Origin of the sequence: Mesobacillus maritimus, from assembly GCF_019749255.1 — a bacterium.
Taxonomy (GTDB): Bacteria; Bacillota; Bacilli; order Bacillales; family Cytobacillaceae; genus Mesobacillus_B; species Mesobacillus_B maritimus_A.
The window spans coordinates 53,378-68,385 of record NZ_JACWFH010000006.1 but is presented as its reverse complement, the minus strand read 5'-3'; the positions used below and the strand labels follow the sequence as shown (position 1 = coordinate 68,385).

15 protein-coding genes are annotated in these 15,008 nt (G+C 40.8%); 10 read left to right on the top strand and 5 right to left on the bottom strand.

Annotated features, from left to right (window positions below):
• Positions 1–29: 29 nt before the first annotated feature.
• Positions 30–1,034, bottom strand: a complete 1,005-nt coding sequence (locus H0185_RS02655; protein WP_221870946.1) for a sensor histidine kinase — start codon at positions 1,032–1,034, stop codon at positions 30–32.
• Between the two features lies 1 nt (position 1,035).
• Positions 1,036–1,719 (bottom strand): response regulator transcription factor, encoded by a 684-nt coding sequence (locus H0185_RS02650; protein WP_221871152.1) that lies wholly within the window; start codon positions 1,717–1,719, stop codon positions 1,036–1,038.
• 246 nt (positions 1,720–1,965) lie between these two features.
• Here H0185_RS02650 and H0185_RS02645 point away from each other — a divergent pair, with 246 nt between their 5' ends.
• Positions 1,966–2,943, top strand: a complete 978-nt coding sequence (locus H0185_RS02645; RefSeq protein ID WP_221870944.1) for an NAD(P)-dependent alcohol dehydrogenase — start codon at positions 1,966–1,968, stop codon at positions 2,941–2,943.
• 327 nt (positions 2,944–3,270) lie between these two features.
• On the opposite strand, the gene H0185_RS02640 is transcribed toward H0185_RS02645, so the two are convergent.
• Entirely contained in the window at positions 3,271–4,146 is an 876-nt protein-coding gene (locus tag H0185_RS02640; protein ID WP_221870942.1) for an alpha/beta fold hydrolase, read from the bottom strand.
• Positions 4,147–4,175: 29 nt separating this feature from the next.
• Positions 4,176–4,571 carry a DUF3021 family protein gene (locus H0185_RS02635; protein WP_221870940.1) on the bottom strand — a complete coding sequence of 132 codons (396 nt, stop codon included), beginning with the start codon at positions 4,569–4,571 and terminating at the stop codon, positions 4,176–4,178.
• Positions 4,572–4,727: 156 nt separating this feature from the next.
• Here H0185_RS02635 and H0185_RS23895 point away from each other — a divergent pair, with 156 nt between their 5' ends.
• The 4 genes from H0185_RS23895 to H0185_RS02615 all read left to right on the top strand — a co-directional run bounded on the left by H0185_RS23895 (position 4,728) and on the right by H0185_RS02615 (position 7,302).
• The gene (locus H0185_RS23895; RefSeq protein WP_246628972.1) at positions 4,728–4,961 is read left to right on the top strand and encodes a hypothetical protein; all 234 of its coding nucleotides are present in this window, start codon (positions 4,728–4,730) and stop codon (positions 4,959–4,961) included.
• A 143-nt stretch (positions 4,962–5,104) separates the two neighbouring features.
• Entirely contained in the window at positions 5,105–6,070 is a 966-nt protein-coding gene (locus H0185_RS02625) for a quinone oxidoreductase family protein (RefSeq protein WP_221870938.1), read from the top strand.
• Positions 6,071–6,205: 135 nt separating this feature from the next.
• Positions 6,206–6,766, top strand: coding sequence for a dihydrofolate reductase family protein (locus tag H0185_RS02620; RefSeq protein WP_221870936.1), 561 nt, complete (start codon positions 6,206–6,208; stop codon positions 6,764–6,766).
• 29 nt (positions 6,767–6,795) lie between these two features.
• Complete coding sequence (locus H0185_RS02615) at positions 6,796–7,302, top strand: phosphoribosylanthranilate isomerase (protein WP_221870934.1); 507 nt, start codon at positions 6,796–6,798, stop codon at positions 7,300–7,302.
• Between the two features lie 136 nt (positions 7,303–7,438).
• On the opposite strand, the gene H0185_RS02610 is transcribed toward H0185_RS02615, so the two are convergent.
• Positions 7,439–7,861 carry a VOC family protein gene (locus tag H0185_RS02610; protein WP_221870932.1) on the bottom strand — a complete coding sequence of 141 codons (423 nt, stop codon included), beginning with the start codon at positions 7,859–7,861 and terminating at the stop codon, positions 7,439–7,441.
• Between the two features lie 267 nt (positions 7,862–8,128).
• Between H0185_RS02610 and H0185_RS02605 the strand changes: the two genes are divergently transcribed.
• The 5 genes from H0185_RS02605 (at position 8,129) to H0185_RS02585 (ending at position 14,848) form a co-directional block, all read left to right on the top strand.
• Positions 8,129–8,491 carry a putative zinc-binding protein gene (locus tag H0185_RS02605; RefSeq protein WP_221871149.1) on the top strand — a complete coding sequence of 121 codons (363 nt, stop codon included), beginning with the start codon at positions 8,129–8,131 and terminating at the stop codon, positions 8,489–8,491.
• Between the two features lie 271 nt (positions 8,492–8,762).
• Positions 8,763–10,592, top strand: coding sequence for a sigma 54-interacting transcriptional regulator (locus tag H0185_RS02600; protein ID WP_425515806.1), 1,830 nt, complete (start codon positions 8,763–8,765; stop codon positions 10,590–10,592).
• A gap of 178 nt (positions 10,593–10,770) precedes the next feature.
• Positions 10,771–11,967, top strand: a complete 1,197-nt coding sequence (locus H0185_RS02595) for an iron-containing alcohol dehydrogenase (protein ID WP_221870930.1) — start codon at positions 10,771–10,773, stop codon at positions 11,965–11,967.
• Between the two features lie 29 nt (positions 11,968–11,996).
• On the top strand, positions 11,997–13,343 hold the full coding sequence (locus tag H0185_RS02590; RefSeq protein WP_221870928.1) for a GntP family permease: 1,347 nt from the start codon (positions 11,997–11,999) through the stop codon (positions 13,341–13,343).
• Between the two features lie 47 nt (positions 13,344–13,390).
• Positions 13,391–14,848, top strand: coding sequence for a CoA-acylating methylmalonate-semialdehyde dehydrogenase (locus H0185_RS02585; protein ID WP_221870926.1), 1,458 nt, complete (start codon positions 13,391–13,393; stop codon positions 14,846–14,848).
• Positions 14,849–15,008 lie beyond the last annotated feature (160 nt).

The window sequence follows — 15,008 nt, the reverse complement described above, 5'->3', positions numbered from 1 at the left end:
ATTAGGACGAGGTACATGCCTCGTCCCGCTTAAATCACTTGTTTGTAAAGTTTTATTTGAAATTTTGTGCCAATCCCAGGTTGACTCGTTACTTCGATGTCGCCTTGTTGACGGGTGATGATGCTGTGCGCCATGGCAAGGCCGATGCCGACGCTGTCGTCACTCGCGTTTTTTCCTTTGTAAAACCGTTTGAATATGTAAGGAAGATCCTCCCTTGCGATTCCTTTTCCGTTATCAGCAATCGTGATTTCGGTATATATAGGATTCTCTGAAAACTGTATGGAGATTTCGCCACCTTCAGCTGTATGCTCGACACAGTTTTTTATGATATTGATGAGCGCTTCTGTGGTCCAGTTGTAGTCACCGGAAAAGGCTGCTGTGTCATCGCCTTCGACATTAAGGCTTTGCATTTTAATGTCCATCGGGACCAATAGCGGTTCGACTGCACTTTGAACCAAAGAATTCACCAAGACTTTTTCTTTTTTAAAGAAAATCGTGCCTGCATCAATTTTCGAAAGCTTTAATAATGAAGAAACCAGCCATTCCATGCGTTCGAGCTGAACTTGAAGGTTGCGAGTGAATTCTGAGCGCTTCGCATCATCCAAGTTTTTATCACGTAACAAATCGGCCATAACCATCATCGAGGTAAGCGGCGTTTTTAATTGGTGAGAGATATCGGAAATGGCATTGGTTAGTTTTGCTTTATCTTCATGCAACATCGTTCCTTGCTCCGTTAGCATTTTGGTCACTTTAAAGATTTGACTTTTTAAGATGCTTAACTCGCCTTCATAGTTATCGCGAACATCCAACTGAAAGTCGCCATTGCTAATCTGTTGTAAATAGCCTGAAAGTTTGTCGAGTTCTTGATAGCGCCATTTTGTGAAAATCAAGGTAGAGGCTATCAATAAAATTGAAACGCTAATCATCATTCCTACCGCAAGCGTGGAAATAAAAAATCCCGACAACGCGATGCCAATGATGCTAATGAGTAGCTGAACGGCAAGGAAAATTTGAACTTCTCGATTACGAAACAAATTACTCACCCACCTTATAGCCCATGCCTCGGACCGTCTTGATTAAGGTTGGGTTTTGCGGATCGTCTTCTAACTTTTCACGCAATCTTTTAATATAGACGGTTAATGTGTTGTCATTGACAAAATCACCAGCAACATCCCAAATGCGATCAAGCAACTGTGCTCTTGTAAGAACTTGTCCAATGTGATTGGCAAAAATCAAAAAGAGGCGATATTCTAATGCAGTCAACAAGACTTCAGTGCCTTGTTTATACACTTTTCCTTCTAAGGTGTTAATTTGAATATCTTCAATTTCAATGGTGTTTTTGGGCTGAGTATGGCGATTGTAGCGGCGGTAGACCGTTTTAATTCTGGAGAGTAGTTCACGAATCCGAAACGGTTTGGTGATATAATCATCTGCCCCCATATCAAGTCCCATGACGACATTTACTTCATCATCATATGCTGTTAAAAAAATGACGGGGATGTCGTGCTGCTTTTTTACAAGCGAACATAAATCATACCCGCTGCCATCAGGTAAGTTCAGGTCAAATAGGCATAAGTCAATTTCAGCGATCTTCGTATGTATGACGTCTTTTGCGGTTGCGGCATTATGGCATACCAGAGTCTCAAAGTCCTCTTGTTTCAAAGAATACTCCAAACCCGAAGCGATGGTTCGATCATCTTCGACCAATAAAATTTTCATTTTGTTCACCCTAACAATTTTTCATTTAAGAGACTATGTTCCTTGCCTCAAAAATGAGGGCAGAGAAGCTTCGTCTATCTTTTTATCTTATTGGAAGTGTGCTTTATCGTCAAAGATTAGCATGGGCGTGGGGGATTAACGACTGTGATTCATTGTTTGGTGAACAGATAGAGGGAGGAAATAATTGGAATGTTTTGTCTGCCTATTCGTATTTATATAAGGTGAAAACAGAATAGAGGTGGATAAATGAAGGCCATACTGTATTCAAAGTACGGTCCCCCGGAGGTTCTTCAACTCAAAGAGGTTGAGAAGCCAATTCCGAAAGACAATGAAATTTTAGTAAAAGTAAAAGCAACCACTGTAAGCGCAGCCGATATTCGTTCACGGAGTTTCACGGTACCTCCTTTGTTTTGGCTTCCTGCGCGAATGACGCTCGGATTCAGACAACCCAAAAAAGCAATCTTAGGAATGGAGTTAGCTGGAGAAGTTGAGTTGGTTGGGAAAAGCGTCAAAAGGTTCAGGATAGGAGACCAGGTATTTGCAGCATCCCTCGTAGGTTTTGGTGCTTATGCCGAGTATTTGTGTCTACAGGAAGATGGTCCTGTTGCGATCAAACCAAGCAATATCACTTATGCAGAAGCCGCTGCTATTCCAATTGGTGCACGTACAGCATTGTTTTTTCTTAGGAAAGCAAATCTTCAAAGCGGACAAAGGGTTCTCGTTTACGGTGCCTCAGGAAGTGTTGGAAGTTATGCTGTTCAGCTTGCCAAATATTTCGGAGCGAACGTAACAGCGGTATGCAGTACTTCAAATGTGGAATGGGTCAAATCGTTAGGTGCAGATCAGGTGATTGATTATACTGAAGAGGATTTTTCGGGGACAGATGAAACATATGATGTTGTTTTTGAGGCAGTCAATAAAAGCTCTTTTACTGCTTGTATGAAAGTGTTAAAAAAGGGTGGTATTTATATAAATTGTACGGAACCACTACCTAATGTTCAAATGCTATGGACGAGTTTGATTAGTAGCAAGAAATTGTTATTGAGTCGAAATTCACCGGAAAATGCAGAGGCTCTCAACTTCCTTAAAGAACTCGTAGAGATGGGGAAATTAAAAGTAGTGATTGACAAGTCCTATGAATTAGATGAGATTGTGGAAGCTCATCGATATGTCGATCAGGGACATAAGAAAGGAAATGTGGTCATAAAGGTAGAGCCTACTTGAAAAACTAGTACGATTTTATTCATAACTTGAGCGATGCTTGATGACTAGCATCGCTTTTCCTATTCAGCGAAAGGGACAGGCAAATGCTAGGGTGGTTACTAGTAAAAGAAACTTGGGGCAAGGAAGATGGATAAGGGGTACGTATTTAAATTAAAAAGGATTGTTTCTTAGGACCGTGCTCTTTAAACATGTCCTATATTACAGGTATTAATCCATCTAAAAATGATGTATAAAGTCCAAAATAGCAGAAGGATTTTCAAGTCAATTACTCTGCTATTTTAGTTTGTTATAAAATAACTATAGGTACTGCAAAAGAGTATGGATACTTTAATAATATTCCTTCAAAAACTCCTCAATATCATGGTTGATTTTCCTCAGATGGTCATTAGCGGGGAAATGTCCCATTTCATAGCTTTTAAAGTCAGTAAGATTTGGGAAGATGTTTCTTGCGGCTTTAATGATTCTTTCTTCAGGAAAAAAGAGATCCTTTTTTCCGGCTATGATCAATGTGGGTGAGTGATAATTATCCAACTCTGCTTTCGTCGTTAGTTTGGGCATGTCTTGTTCTAGTTTTACATATTTAAAAACATCGCCAATAATGGTTTTATCTCTTTCTTTCATACTAGAATCAGACATATGATCGGCGATTTGATCAAGATATTTAGGGGAGGATGTTCCATGATAGAAAACTAAAGGAAGTAAGATTTTTTTAATCATTGTAAGCTTTGAACCTAGTTGTATCCCTGCTGGCGCTACTAAAACAGCACAGGTAATTTTATCAGGCATATAGGTGGCCAATCGTAAAATAATCCCGGCACCGTAGGAGGGGCCAACAAATGCACACCTTTCTATTTGAAAATAGTCAAGTAGTTCGCTGGTCCATTGAGCGAAACTGTCGTCCTTCGCAGATATTCGATTTTCATCACTGAATCCAGGATGCCCAATGGTATCTGGTGCATAAATTCTGTAATTCTCGACAAGTGGCAAAAACCAGGAAAACGTCATTGGATTGATACAATTGCCACCCTGAAAGAGAAAGATTGGTTTAGCTTCTGGTGGTCCTGCTACAAGTAGATGAGTTTTCCCATAACTTGTATCCACATAAACGCGCTCGACCTCGAAATCAAACTCCGTTAGGTAATCTGCGTAATGTTGTGCAAGTACCCTTTTTCCGTCATTTTTATAAATGGATCCTTTCCCCAAAACCCATCCCTCCTTCGCTTACAATGAAATCACGATAATATCTTTGATTTATGGTAACTCACCTTTTTACGTAATCTAAAAATCAAGTAGGTTGATAAAAATAAGATCAGACCAACTTTATTAAACTGGAAATATACGTTTAACACATCTTCGAAAGAATGTAGCTGATAAAAACCACTTAGAAGCAAAGTTGGAAAAACCGTTATCAACATGACTAAATAATGTACAAGGATTTGTTTCGCAAAACTCCATTGTTTGATTTCGTATAGGACGCTTGCTAGCCCTAAGAAAAATGCGATTAGGCCATAAAAAAAGAAAACTTCCGCATTAGGCCCTAACCCTTGAAATTTATTGTATAGAGAAAGAACGAGCAATACACTTAATGGGATGACTCCTCTAATTAAGCCTTTTACCAATAGTTTCATTTACAATTCCCTTCTAAATTTCTATTATTCTTACTTTTAGCTTCATTTTATAGGATACCATAAAAGGAAAATTATTCCTTGCTTTTTCCCTTAAAAACAAATCAAAGAACACTTATGATAAAATAGGAACCATTATGAAGGTAAAGGGGAATTATTTTGCTGAAAATCTTACAGATGACGTTCGCTGTGGGTACATTGCTCTTTGTAATCGTAGACATGGTTAATGCAAAGGTTGATTTCCAAACCCCAATGATTCTTTTCTTAGGTCTCACTTTGTTGATCATGGGGGTACGTGTTTTCCAACAGAAGCAAAAATTAATTGGTGGAATATTAATGGGAGCTTCTTTGTTTTCAATTTTGGTATCAATTCAGGGGTTTGTGTTTAACTAAAATGAATCACGGAGTCATTCTTTGAGTATTTTAGTCTAACCTCCTAAAACTAGGGTGATAGGCATAGAAACAAGCTGCACTTTTTAATGAGTTTTTCATTCTGATATTTCAAAAAATAAACATGGGTAGCGGGGGACGCAAAGATGAAAGCGGTAATCCAATATGAATTTGGAAATGCAAATGTACTTACATATACAGAGGTTGATAAGCCAACCATTGGAGAGAAGGAGGTTTTAATTAAGGCAGCTTATACGAGCGTGAATTATGCAGATATCAAAAAACGAGTTGGGAACAAGGGTAAGGGGAAGTTTCCACTTATGCTTGGCCTAGATGTTGCCGGCGTCGTTGAAGAGGTTGGTCCTCGCTCTCCCTTTTCAGTTGGGGACCGAGTAATTGCTTTTCCTAATAACGGTTCTTATGCTGAATATGTTGTCGCAAAGGAATCGTTGGTGTATAAAATTCCAGACAGTCTAGGTTTTGAGCAAGCAGCAGCGATGCCTACAGTTTCAATTTTATCGTATATGCTCCTTCATGAAATCGCCCAGGTAAAACCATCTGACACGATCGTGATCCATAGTGCGGGTGGTGGAGTAGGTTCCATGTTAGTTCAATTAGCCAAACACGCGGGTGTGAATAAAATTATCGGGACTGTTGGAAATTTCGCTAAAGCCTCCTATGTGAAAAAGTTAGGAGCTGATGTGGTTTGTACGTACGAAACGTTTTCGGAAGAAGTTTTAAAAGAAACCAATGGAGCTGGAGCACATGTTATCTTCGATAGTATTGCGGGTGAAGTGACCGGTCAGAGTTTAGAATGCTTAGCGTTTTACGGCACGCTCGTTCAATTTGGAAACAGCAGTGGGAAAGCTGGGACCATACGAACAAGTGATGTCCATAGTAGTTGTCGGAACCTGAGAGGGTTTAGTCTGGGTACCACAAGAGAGCGTGACCCAGAGCGATTGAAGCCTGTTGCAGAAAAGGTAATTGAACGATTTGCTTCGGGCGAGGTTTCAATTCCGATTGCACAAGTCTTTCCCTTAAAAGAGACTGCATTGGCTCATCAATTAGTCGAAAGTAGACAGTATCAAGGGAAAATTTTGATTAAAATGTAAACAAGAAGTGTGGTTCTTGTAAAAGATGTGACAAGCCTTTTTCCTCAGGGGCAATCATGAATGATTATTAAGAATCGCATACAGGTTTGAGACATGATAGATCTATTAAGCATTTTACTGTAGGGAGGAAAAAGGATGTCCGAAAAAGAAACGCAAAGAAGAGTTCTATTAGATCTAGCAGTGTCTTTAGATGGTTTCATTGAAGGAAAGAATGGAGAAATCGATTGGTGCATCATGGATGAAGAAATGGACTTTACCCTTTTCTTAAATCAAATTGATACGATTTTTTATGGCAGAAAAAGCTATGACTTATGGGGGCAATTTACTCCCAATATAGAGGAAAATGATACTGAAAAAGAAATGTGGGAACTCCTTTATCGTAAAGAAAAATACGTGTTTTCCAGAAAGCAAAAAGGGACGGATGGGAACGCAATTTTTATAAATGATGATATCCTCGAAGCAGTACAGCAATTAAAGAATAAACCTGGAAAAGATATTTGGCTTTATGGTGGTGCAAGCCTGATCACAACTTTTATCCATTTAGGTCTAGTGGATGAATTCAGATTATCGGTTCACCCGGTTGTTTTGGGTGAAGGAAAACCCTTGTTTACCGAACTTAATGAAAGATTGAATCTAAATTTGGTACAGACTAGGACGTTCTCCTCTGGTGTTGTGCAACTAATCTATCGTGTATAAACCAGATACGAAAGGGGAGGAGAATAAAAGTGCATTCTACTCATAAGTTTGCTGAGTTTCTTAGAATTGCCAAAAAACTAAATGAGATTGACATTATCCCATTATTAATGGGGTCGGTTGGCTTAGAGGTCGTGACAGAAAAGAGTTGGGATGCCCAAGACCTGGATATCCATGTGCCTGGGGATGAACGAGGATGGGAAGTTCCAGCTGAAGAATCGATACATAACTGGAATGAAATCATGAAACTCATGCAAAAGATGGATTACCATTTGGTTGACTTACATGAACATGAGTTTTCAAAGGATGGATTATCCGTTGAGTTTGGAATTGTGGATACTTTACCAGAGTTCGCGGGTGTACCGTTGGATGAATTAGAAAACCAACAAACGGGAGACGTAAAGTATTATTTATTAACTCCTAAACAATACCTACGTGTTTACGAGGCCTCATCTAAAGATAGCTATCGTGCAGATAAAAATAATCATAAAGATGATAGAAAAATAGATTTTTTAAAAAGAATGATTATTGCGGACTAAGTTTCTTACTCAGTGGATTCTTCCTTTAATAAAACGCAAATAAGCTCAGAGAAACTCTGAGCTTATTTGCGTGCTACCTATTTAGTGTTAATCCTGTGAAATCAAATTTAATGTAAAATGCTTTTCAAATTTTTTACTATGCCGTTTCGCCATCATGGCTCAATTGCCAATGGATGCCAAATTTATCGGTAACTTGTCCGTAGAGCTTGCTCCAAAACGTTTCTTGAAGTTCCATTCCCACGGTGCCGCCTTCTTTTAATTGCTCGTACCAAGACTTAATTTCATCCATATCCTTGCTAATTAATGCAAGTGTGATGTTGTTGCCTTCAACAAATGGCTGTCCCGGGAACGTATCTGAAAACATAACAGTGCGTCCATCAATGATAAGCCGTGCGTGCATGACTCGATGCTTTGCTTCCTCAGGAAGCGGGTATTCTGGGTTTTGTGGTGTCTCGCCAAACGTCATCAGTTGAGTAACTTCTGTTTTAAACACTTTCGCATAATATTCGACAGCTTCTCGGCAGTTCCCATTAAAAACAAGATAAACATCAATAGCCATGTTTTCACTCCTCATCATTTATGTACAAATCCATTTTAGCGAAAAGAAATCTTATAAACAATAAGGAATGGTACCTCAAGGAAGGAAAGGTTAGTCTGTGTGATTCTTGTTTCCCATCGAACTTATTTATTTTACGAATGTTCAAGTGTGAGATTGTTTACAGATTATTATAAATAAACAAACTATAATGCGATTTATAATCCAACATTTGTTAAATGGAAATAGGGAATTTTGCTAAAAAATTGGTTGATGGGAGAGAGGTTTATGATGAAAAAAAACGTATTGCCATTAGTGTATTCTTGTTCAGGCTGTTCCTCAGCTGCACAGACTGCGAACTCAATCGCAATTAAAATGGACAGAGAAAAGGTTGCCGAAATGTCGTGTATCGCCGGGGTAGGTGGGGATGTAAAACCGCTAGTTGTAACAGCGAAGTCTGGGCGAGAGATTATTGCGGTAGATGGGTGTCCATTAGAATGCTGCAAACACATCCTAACTAGACATGATCTTCAAGCGAAACACCATTTTGTCTTATCGAACTTCGATGTACCTAAAAAGAAAGGGGTAGACCCGGACCCAGAACGTACCTTGAAGGCTTACAAACAGATTAGGGAACGCCTTGAAGGTGAATGATTGGACACTAATTTTAAGCATGGGATCGAACCTTTTGATGATTAAATGAACGTGTATGTGTAAATCTGGCGAACTAGTAAACTCTACGTTCGCCTTATTCTTTTTCAGTCTAATGCTTATACGTTTAAGACCACATTACTGGAAAAGGATATGGTAAAATAAATAAAAATTATTAAATAAAGAGTTATGACAAGGAAGACAGAGGGACAGGTACACTGTCCGATTGGTTTCAAACGGTGGGACAAGGTGCCTGTCCCTCTGTCCCGGACAAATGGGGGGAAGATCTTTGAATAAGCTAGGATTTAGACTGGAAAAAGCTCAGCAAAAACAAGAGCTTCTGCAGGTGAAATATTGGATGACGCCAAGCCCTTATTGTCTTTGGGAGAATGATACAGTTCAAAAAGCTTCCGAGAAGATGGAAGAGCTTCATGTTGGGGGTCTACCTGTGGTGGATGAGAATCATGTGTTTTTAGGAATGGTGACGTTAAATGCACTAATTAAGGTACTCTTGAAAACCAAATGCCCAGAAGCAACTGTTGGAAGAGCATTGATGACGAATCCGGCTTTTGTAAAGCCAGATGATTCTTTGTTGGATGTTATTTCGCACACTGAAAACACGATGCCTGTTTTGGATGAGCAGGGAAGACTCGTCGGTTTGATTACAATTCGAGATGTACTCGATGGGTTCTTTAAATATATATACAAATTGGAGCAAAGGCAAAACACTGCAGATGCTCTTCATGTGATATTAGAAAGCGCTTACGAAGGAATCGCCGTTGTTGATGAAAATGGTGTTTTGCTGGAATTTAATGAAGCCTACAGCCGGTTCACAGGAGTCAAACGGGAAGATGCGATTGGAAGGCATGTAACGGAGGTGATCGACAATACGAATCTTCATGTAACTGTCAAAACAGGTATTCCTGAACGAGGCGTCGTGCAAAAGATTCAGGGCCAAGAAATGGTCGTGCACAGAATCCCTATATGGCGGAATGGTCGAGTAACAGGTGCCATAGGGATGCTAATCTTTGAAGGGGTAACGGAAGTCTATCGAATCTTTGAACGGCTACAGGAAGAATATCGAAAAAACGAGCCGAAGAAAGAGCTACTAACCTTAAAAAAAGAAAAGGACAGCCGCCTTACAATGGACGAGATTATAGGGGAGAGTGAAGAAATTTTAAAGGTGAAACGAGATGCAAGGAGATCGGCGCGAACGCTAGCAACCGTGTTGATTACGGGAGAAAGCGGAACCGGAAAAGAAATGTTTGCCAAAAGCATCCATCATTTAAGTCCGTTCTCAACCGGACCGTTTATCAGTGTCAACTGTGGCGCGATCCCTGAGCACTTGTTTGAGTCAGAACTGTTTGGTTATGAAGAAGGAGCCTTCACAGGTGCGAGAAAAGGCGGAAAGCCAGGAAAATTTGAGCTTGCCCAAAACGGAACCATTTTTCTTGATGAGATTGGGGAAATGCCACTTGTCATGCAAACGAAGCTGCTTAGGGTATTGCAGGAACGAGAGGTCGAGAGGGTCGGAGGAATCAGTAAGTATCAGATTCATGTTCGAATTGTCTGTGCGACCAATCGCGATCTAAAAGAAATGGTCAATCAAGGTGAATTCCGGGAGGATTTATTTTACCGATTAAATATTATCCAGCTCCATATCCCGCCACTTCGCGAACGAAAAAGTGATATCCCAATCCTACTCGCGTATTACTTGAAAGAGGTTTGCGAAAAGTATCAGGTTCCAGTAAAAACCTTTACGTCTGAGGCAGTAGCTGCGTTTTGTCATTATTCATGGCGAGGAAATATTCGCGAGATGGTCAATTCCATTGAAAGACTTGTCACACTGGTGGACGGAGACGTGATTGACATCCATCATTTGCCGTCTTCGATGAGGGAGAAGCAGATTTCAAATGAAAAGGAGCCAGTTGTTCAATCTCAATCCTTACTAGAAGAAGCGCGTAACAATGGCAATAAACGTGAAAAAGAAGTGATTATTCAAGCGTTAAAAAATGCCGGTGGAAACAAATCAAAGGCAGCAGAAATACTGGGCATTCATCGAACAACGCTCTATCAGAAACTTAAGAAACATAGAATCCAATAATTTCTCCAAAAAAGGCAGATTTTTACCATTTGTGTAGTGATAACACTACAACATTCCTACAACTGTAGTGTAGTGACTACACATCAAAACTGAAAAAATGCCTAGTTTATCCCTTTTTCAAGTTGGCACGCTTCTTGCAACTAAGAAAAGTGACAAATAAACAAGGGGTGAATACACAGTGGAGAATTTTGCAATTTTACGAACACCAAAAACAACCTACTATGGGCGAAACGCCTTTCAAAATGTAGGAATGGAAGCAGCACTTAAGGGAAAAAAAGCGCTGATAATCAGTGACAAAATTATGGAAAGCCTTGGCTATGTCAAGGATTGCCAGCAGCAACTGCAAAAAGAAGGCGTACAGAGTCAGGTATATCTTGGAGTGAACTCTGAACCAACAGATCAGTATGTGGCGGAAGCATTAAATATCCTAAAAAGAGAGCAATGTGAGCTAGTCATTTCTCTTGGTGGGGGAAGCTGCCTTGATACCGCGAAGGCAATTGCAGTCCTGGCGACAAACGATGGATACATAGGCGACTATATGGGTGGGAAAAAGATTGCTGAAAACAGTCCGGTCCCACACATAGCGATTCCAACCACTGCCGGAACAGGTTCGGAGGCAACCGATGTAACGGTCATTACCAATACATCGAATGATGTAAAAATGATGATCAAACAGCCTGCCTTTATGCCAGATGTGGCCATTGTGGATCCGTTATTAACGCTTTCTTCTCCAAAGAATGTGACAGCAGCCACAGGGGTAGATGCACTGAGCCATGCGATTGAAGCATATCTTTCGAAAAAGGCGCACCCTATGACGGATACACTTGCTTTATCGGCGATGAAACTCATTATCTCTAATTTGTTAACCGCTTACAATGATGGAGAGAATGTCGATGCCCGTGAATCAATGTCTCTAGGCTCTTACCAAGCAGGAATGGCGTTTACCAATGCATCTGTTTGTCTAGTTCATGGGATGAGTAGACCAATTGGTGCACTATTCCATGTTCCGCATGGTATCTCTAATGCCATGCTTCTACCAGCAGTGCTTGAATTTAGTAAAGAGGCATGTATCGATCGCTTAGCTGATATTGGAAGGATTTTCGACCATAAGAATGAAAGCCTTTCCAATGAAGATGCGGCAGAAGTGGCGGTTCAATCAGTTAAGAACCTTTGTCTTCAATTAAATATCCCAAATCTGAAGGGATGGGGAATTGACCAACAGGCGTTTGAAAATGTGGTGGAGAAAATGGCCTTCGACGCCATTGATAGTGGAAGCCCAGGCAATAATCCAAAGGTGCCAACGTTTACTGAATTAGTTGAACTTTATCACAAGTGTTATGCGTACCAATTCAGCACAGAAGAAAAAGTGATATAAGGCTTGGCTAAGGGAACGGGGGAATCAATGTGTTAGGGATGTTTGGTCTGATCGCTTCACTAATTCTATTAATGTATTTAACGATGAAGGGGATTAATATCATTGTCGCGGCAATCATAAGTGCGATTCTTGTGGCATTGACAGGTGGTTTAAATCTTGAAACAGCTATGACGGATCACTATATGACAGGATTTACGGGGTATTTCAAGTCATGGTTCTTAATTTTCCTATTAGGTGCGATTTTCGGGAAAATTATGCAAGAAACGAAAGCCGCGGACAGCATTGCAAACTGGGTAAAAAATACACTCGGACCTTCTCGAGCTGTATTCGCCGTTGTAGCAGCAGCTGCCGTGATGACTTATGGCGGAGTAAGCTTGTTCGTTGTCGGCTTTGCTGTTTATCCAATTGCGGTTTCCTTATTCAGAGTCGCAAATCTTCCGCACCGTTTTATTCCGGCCGCATTAGTGTTTGGGTCCATCTCATTTACGATGACGGCGCCAGGTTCTCCTGAAATCCAGAACCTGATTCCAACTGAATATTTTGGAACGAAGCCTACCGCTGGAGGAATCATTGGGGTATTGATGGCTCTAATCATTATGGTGGTTGGCGGAATTTTGTTAGGGAAAATGGTTAAAAAGGCTGTTCAAAATGGCGAAACATTCTCGCTTCCAAATCAGCCTGCTTCAAATGAATCTGCAGCCGCGCTTGCGGAAGAACTAGAAGCGCAAAAGCCGGGGCCGAAGGGAGAAGGAAAGGAGCTTCCGCATATCCTTTTTGCGATACTACCGCTCGTTTCTGTTATTGTTCTGTTGAATACCATTTCAAACTTCACCTCTTCAACAGGTGCGGCACTCATTTCATTAGCAAGTGGAATTTTCTTGGCTTGTGTATTAATGTTTAAATTTTTGCAGGATTTTTGGTCCGCTTTGGCAAAAGGGTCACAAGATGCATTAATAGCTGCAGCAAATACTTGTGCAGTTGTAGGCTTTGGAAGTGTAGCGGCCCAAGTAGGTGCATTTAATACAGTGGTCGATGGTCTTGTGAATCTTCCTGGACCCCCATTAATGGGCTTGGCCATTGCAGTTACGCTTATATGCGGGATTACTGGTTCCGCTTCAGGTGGCCTTGGAATTGCCTTGCCAATTTTGTCACCATTGTATTTAGCACAAGGGTTAGATCCAGGTGCCATGCACCGAATTTCGGCACTTGCATCGGGTGGATTGGATTCACTTCCACATAATGGCTATGTTGTCACAACCATTCGCGCTATTTGTGGAGAATCGCATAAACGCTCTTATGGTCCAATTTTCATTCTAAGCGTGGTTATGCCGACAATTGTATTGGCTCTGGCCGTATTACTCTATTCCATATTTTAATATTTTAATAACTTTATGAAATTGAACAAATGAGAGGGGAAATGAAAATGACAACAACATCTACTCAAACACTAAAGAACTTTGTAAATGGAAAATGGGTTGAATCCCAAACAGAAAAATATGACATCGTGCCAAATCCGGCAACAGGAGAAGAGCTTGCACGAGTACCAATCTCCACGCGTGAAGATTTAGATGAGGCGGTACAAGTCGCAAAGGAAGCGTTTAAAACATGGAGCAAAACACCTGTACCAAAGCGCGCTCGTATTCTATTTAAATATCAACAATTATTAGTCGACAATTGGGATGAGCTGGCAACCTTGATCACCAAGGAAAATGGAAAAAGCTTCAAAGAGGCATACGGTGAAGTTCAACGTGGAATTGAATGCGTAGAATTCGCAGCAGGTGCACCATCCTTGATGATGGGAAAACAACTTCCTGATATTGCGACAGATATCGAATCAGGCATGTACCGTTATCCAGTAGGGGTCATTGGTGGCATTACGCCATTTAACTTCCCAATGATGGTGCCTTGTTGGATGTTCCCGCTTGCAATCGCTTGTGGTAACACATTTGTACTAAAGCCATCTGAACGTACGCCAATCCTTGCCAATCGTCTAGCAGAATTGTTTACAGAAGCAGGATTACCAGACGGAGTCTTCAATATTGTTCATGGCGCGCATGATATCGTGAACGGTTTATTGGATCACAAGGATGTTCCGGCGATTTCTTTCGTAGGCTCACAACCTGTTGCTGAATATATTTATAAAAGTGCAGCTGCAAATGGCAAGCGCGTTCAAGCGTTAGCAGGAGCAAAGAACCATTCCATCGTTATGCCAGATGCCGACCTTGATGCATCTGTAAAAGAAATCATTGCTGCTAGCTATGGTTCTGCCGGAGAAAGATGTATGGCATGTTCTGTCGTAGTTGCTGTTGGGGATGTAGCTGATCAGTTAATCGCCAAGCTAAACGAAAAAGCAAATGAAATCACAATCGGAAACGGTTTGGATGAAGATGTTTTCTTAGGCCCAGTCATTCGCCAGGAAAACAAGGAAAGAACAGCAAACTATATTGAAATTGGCGAACAAGAAGGAGCGACCCTCATTCGCGATGGCCGAAAAGATGAAGCGTACCATGAGGAGGGCTACTTCATTGGACCAACTATCTTTGACAATGTGAATCCTTCAATGAGAATTTGGAAAGAAGAAATCTTTGCACCAGTTCTTTCGATTGTTCGCGTAGACAGCTTAGAAGAAGCGATCGAATTAACCAATCAGTCGGACTTTGGAAATGGCGCTTGCTTATTTACAGACAGCGCAAAAGCGGTTCGCTATTTCAGAGAAAATATTGAAGTGGGCATGCTTGGCGTAAACATCGGAGTTCCAGCACCGATGGCCTTCTTCCCATTCTCCGGATGGAAGAACTCATTCTATGGAGACCTTCATGCAAACGGTACAGACGGAGTCGAATTCTACACAAGACGTAAAATGCTAACTGCACGTCACTAAGAAAACGGGTGACAGGCACTTTCCAGATTTTGGTTGGTGCCTGTCACCCGCTTTTGTTTAAGATATGAGTTTATGAAGAAATGTACTTAGAGTAACGGGTGCGTTGATCCAAAAGGATTAACCACCTTTTTTGTTGAATTCTTTATTGAACAAAAGGAGC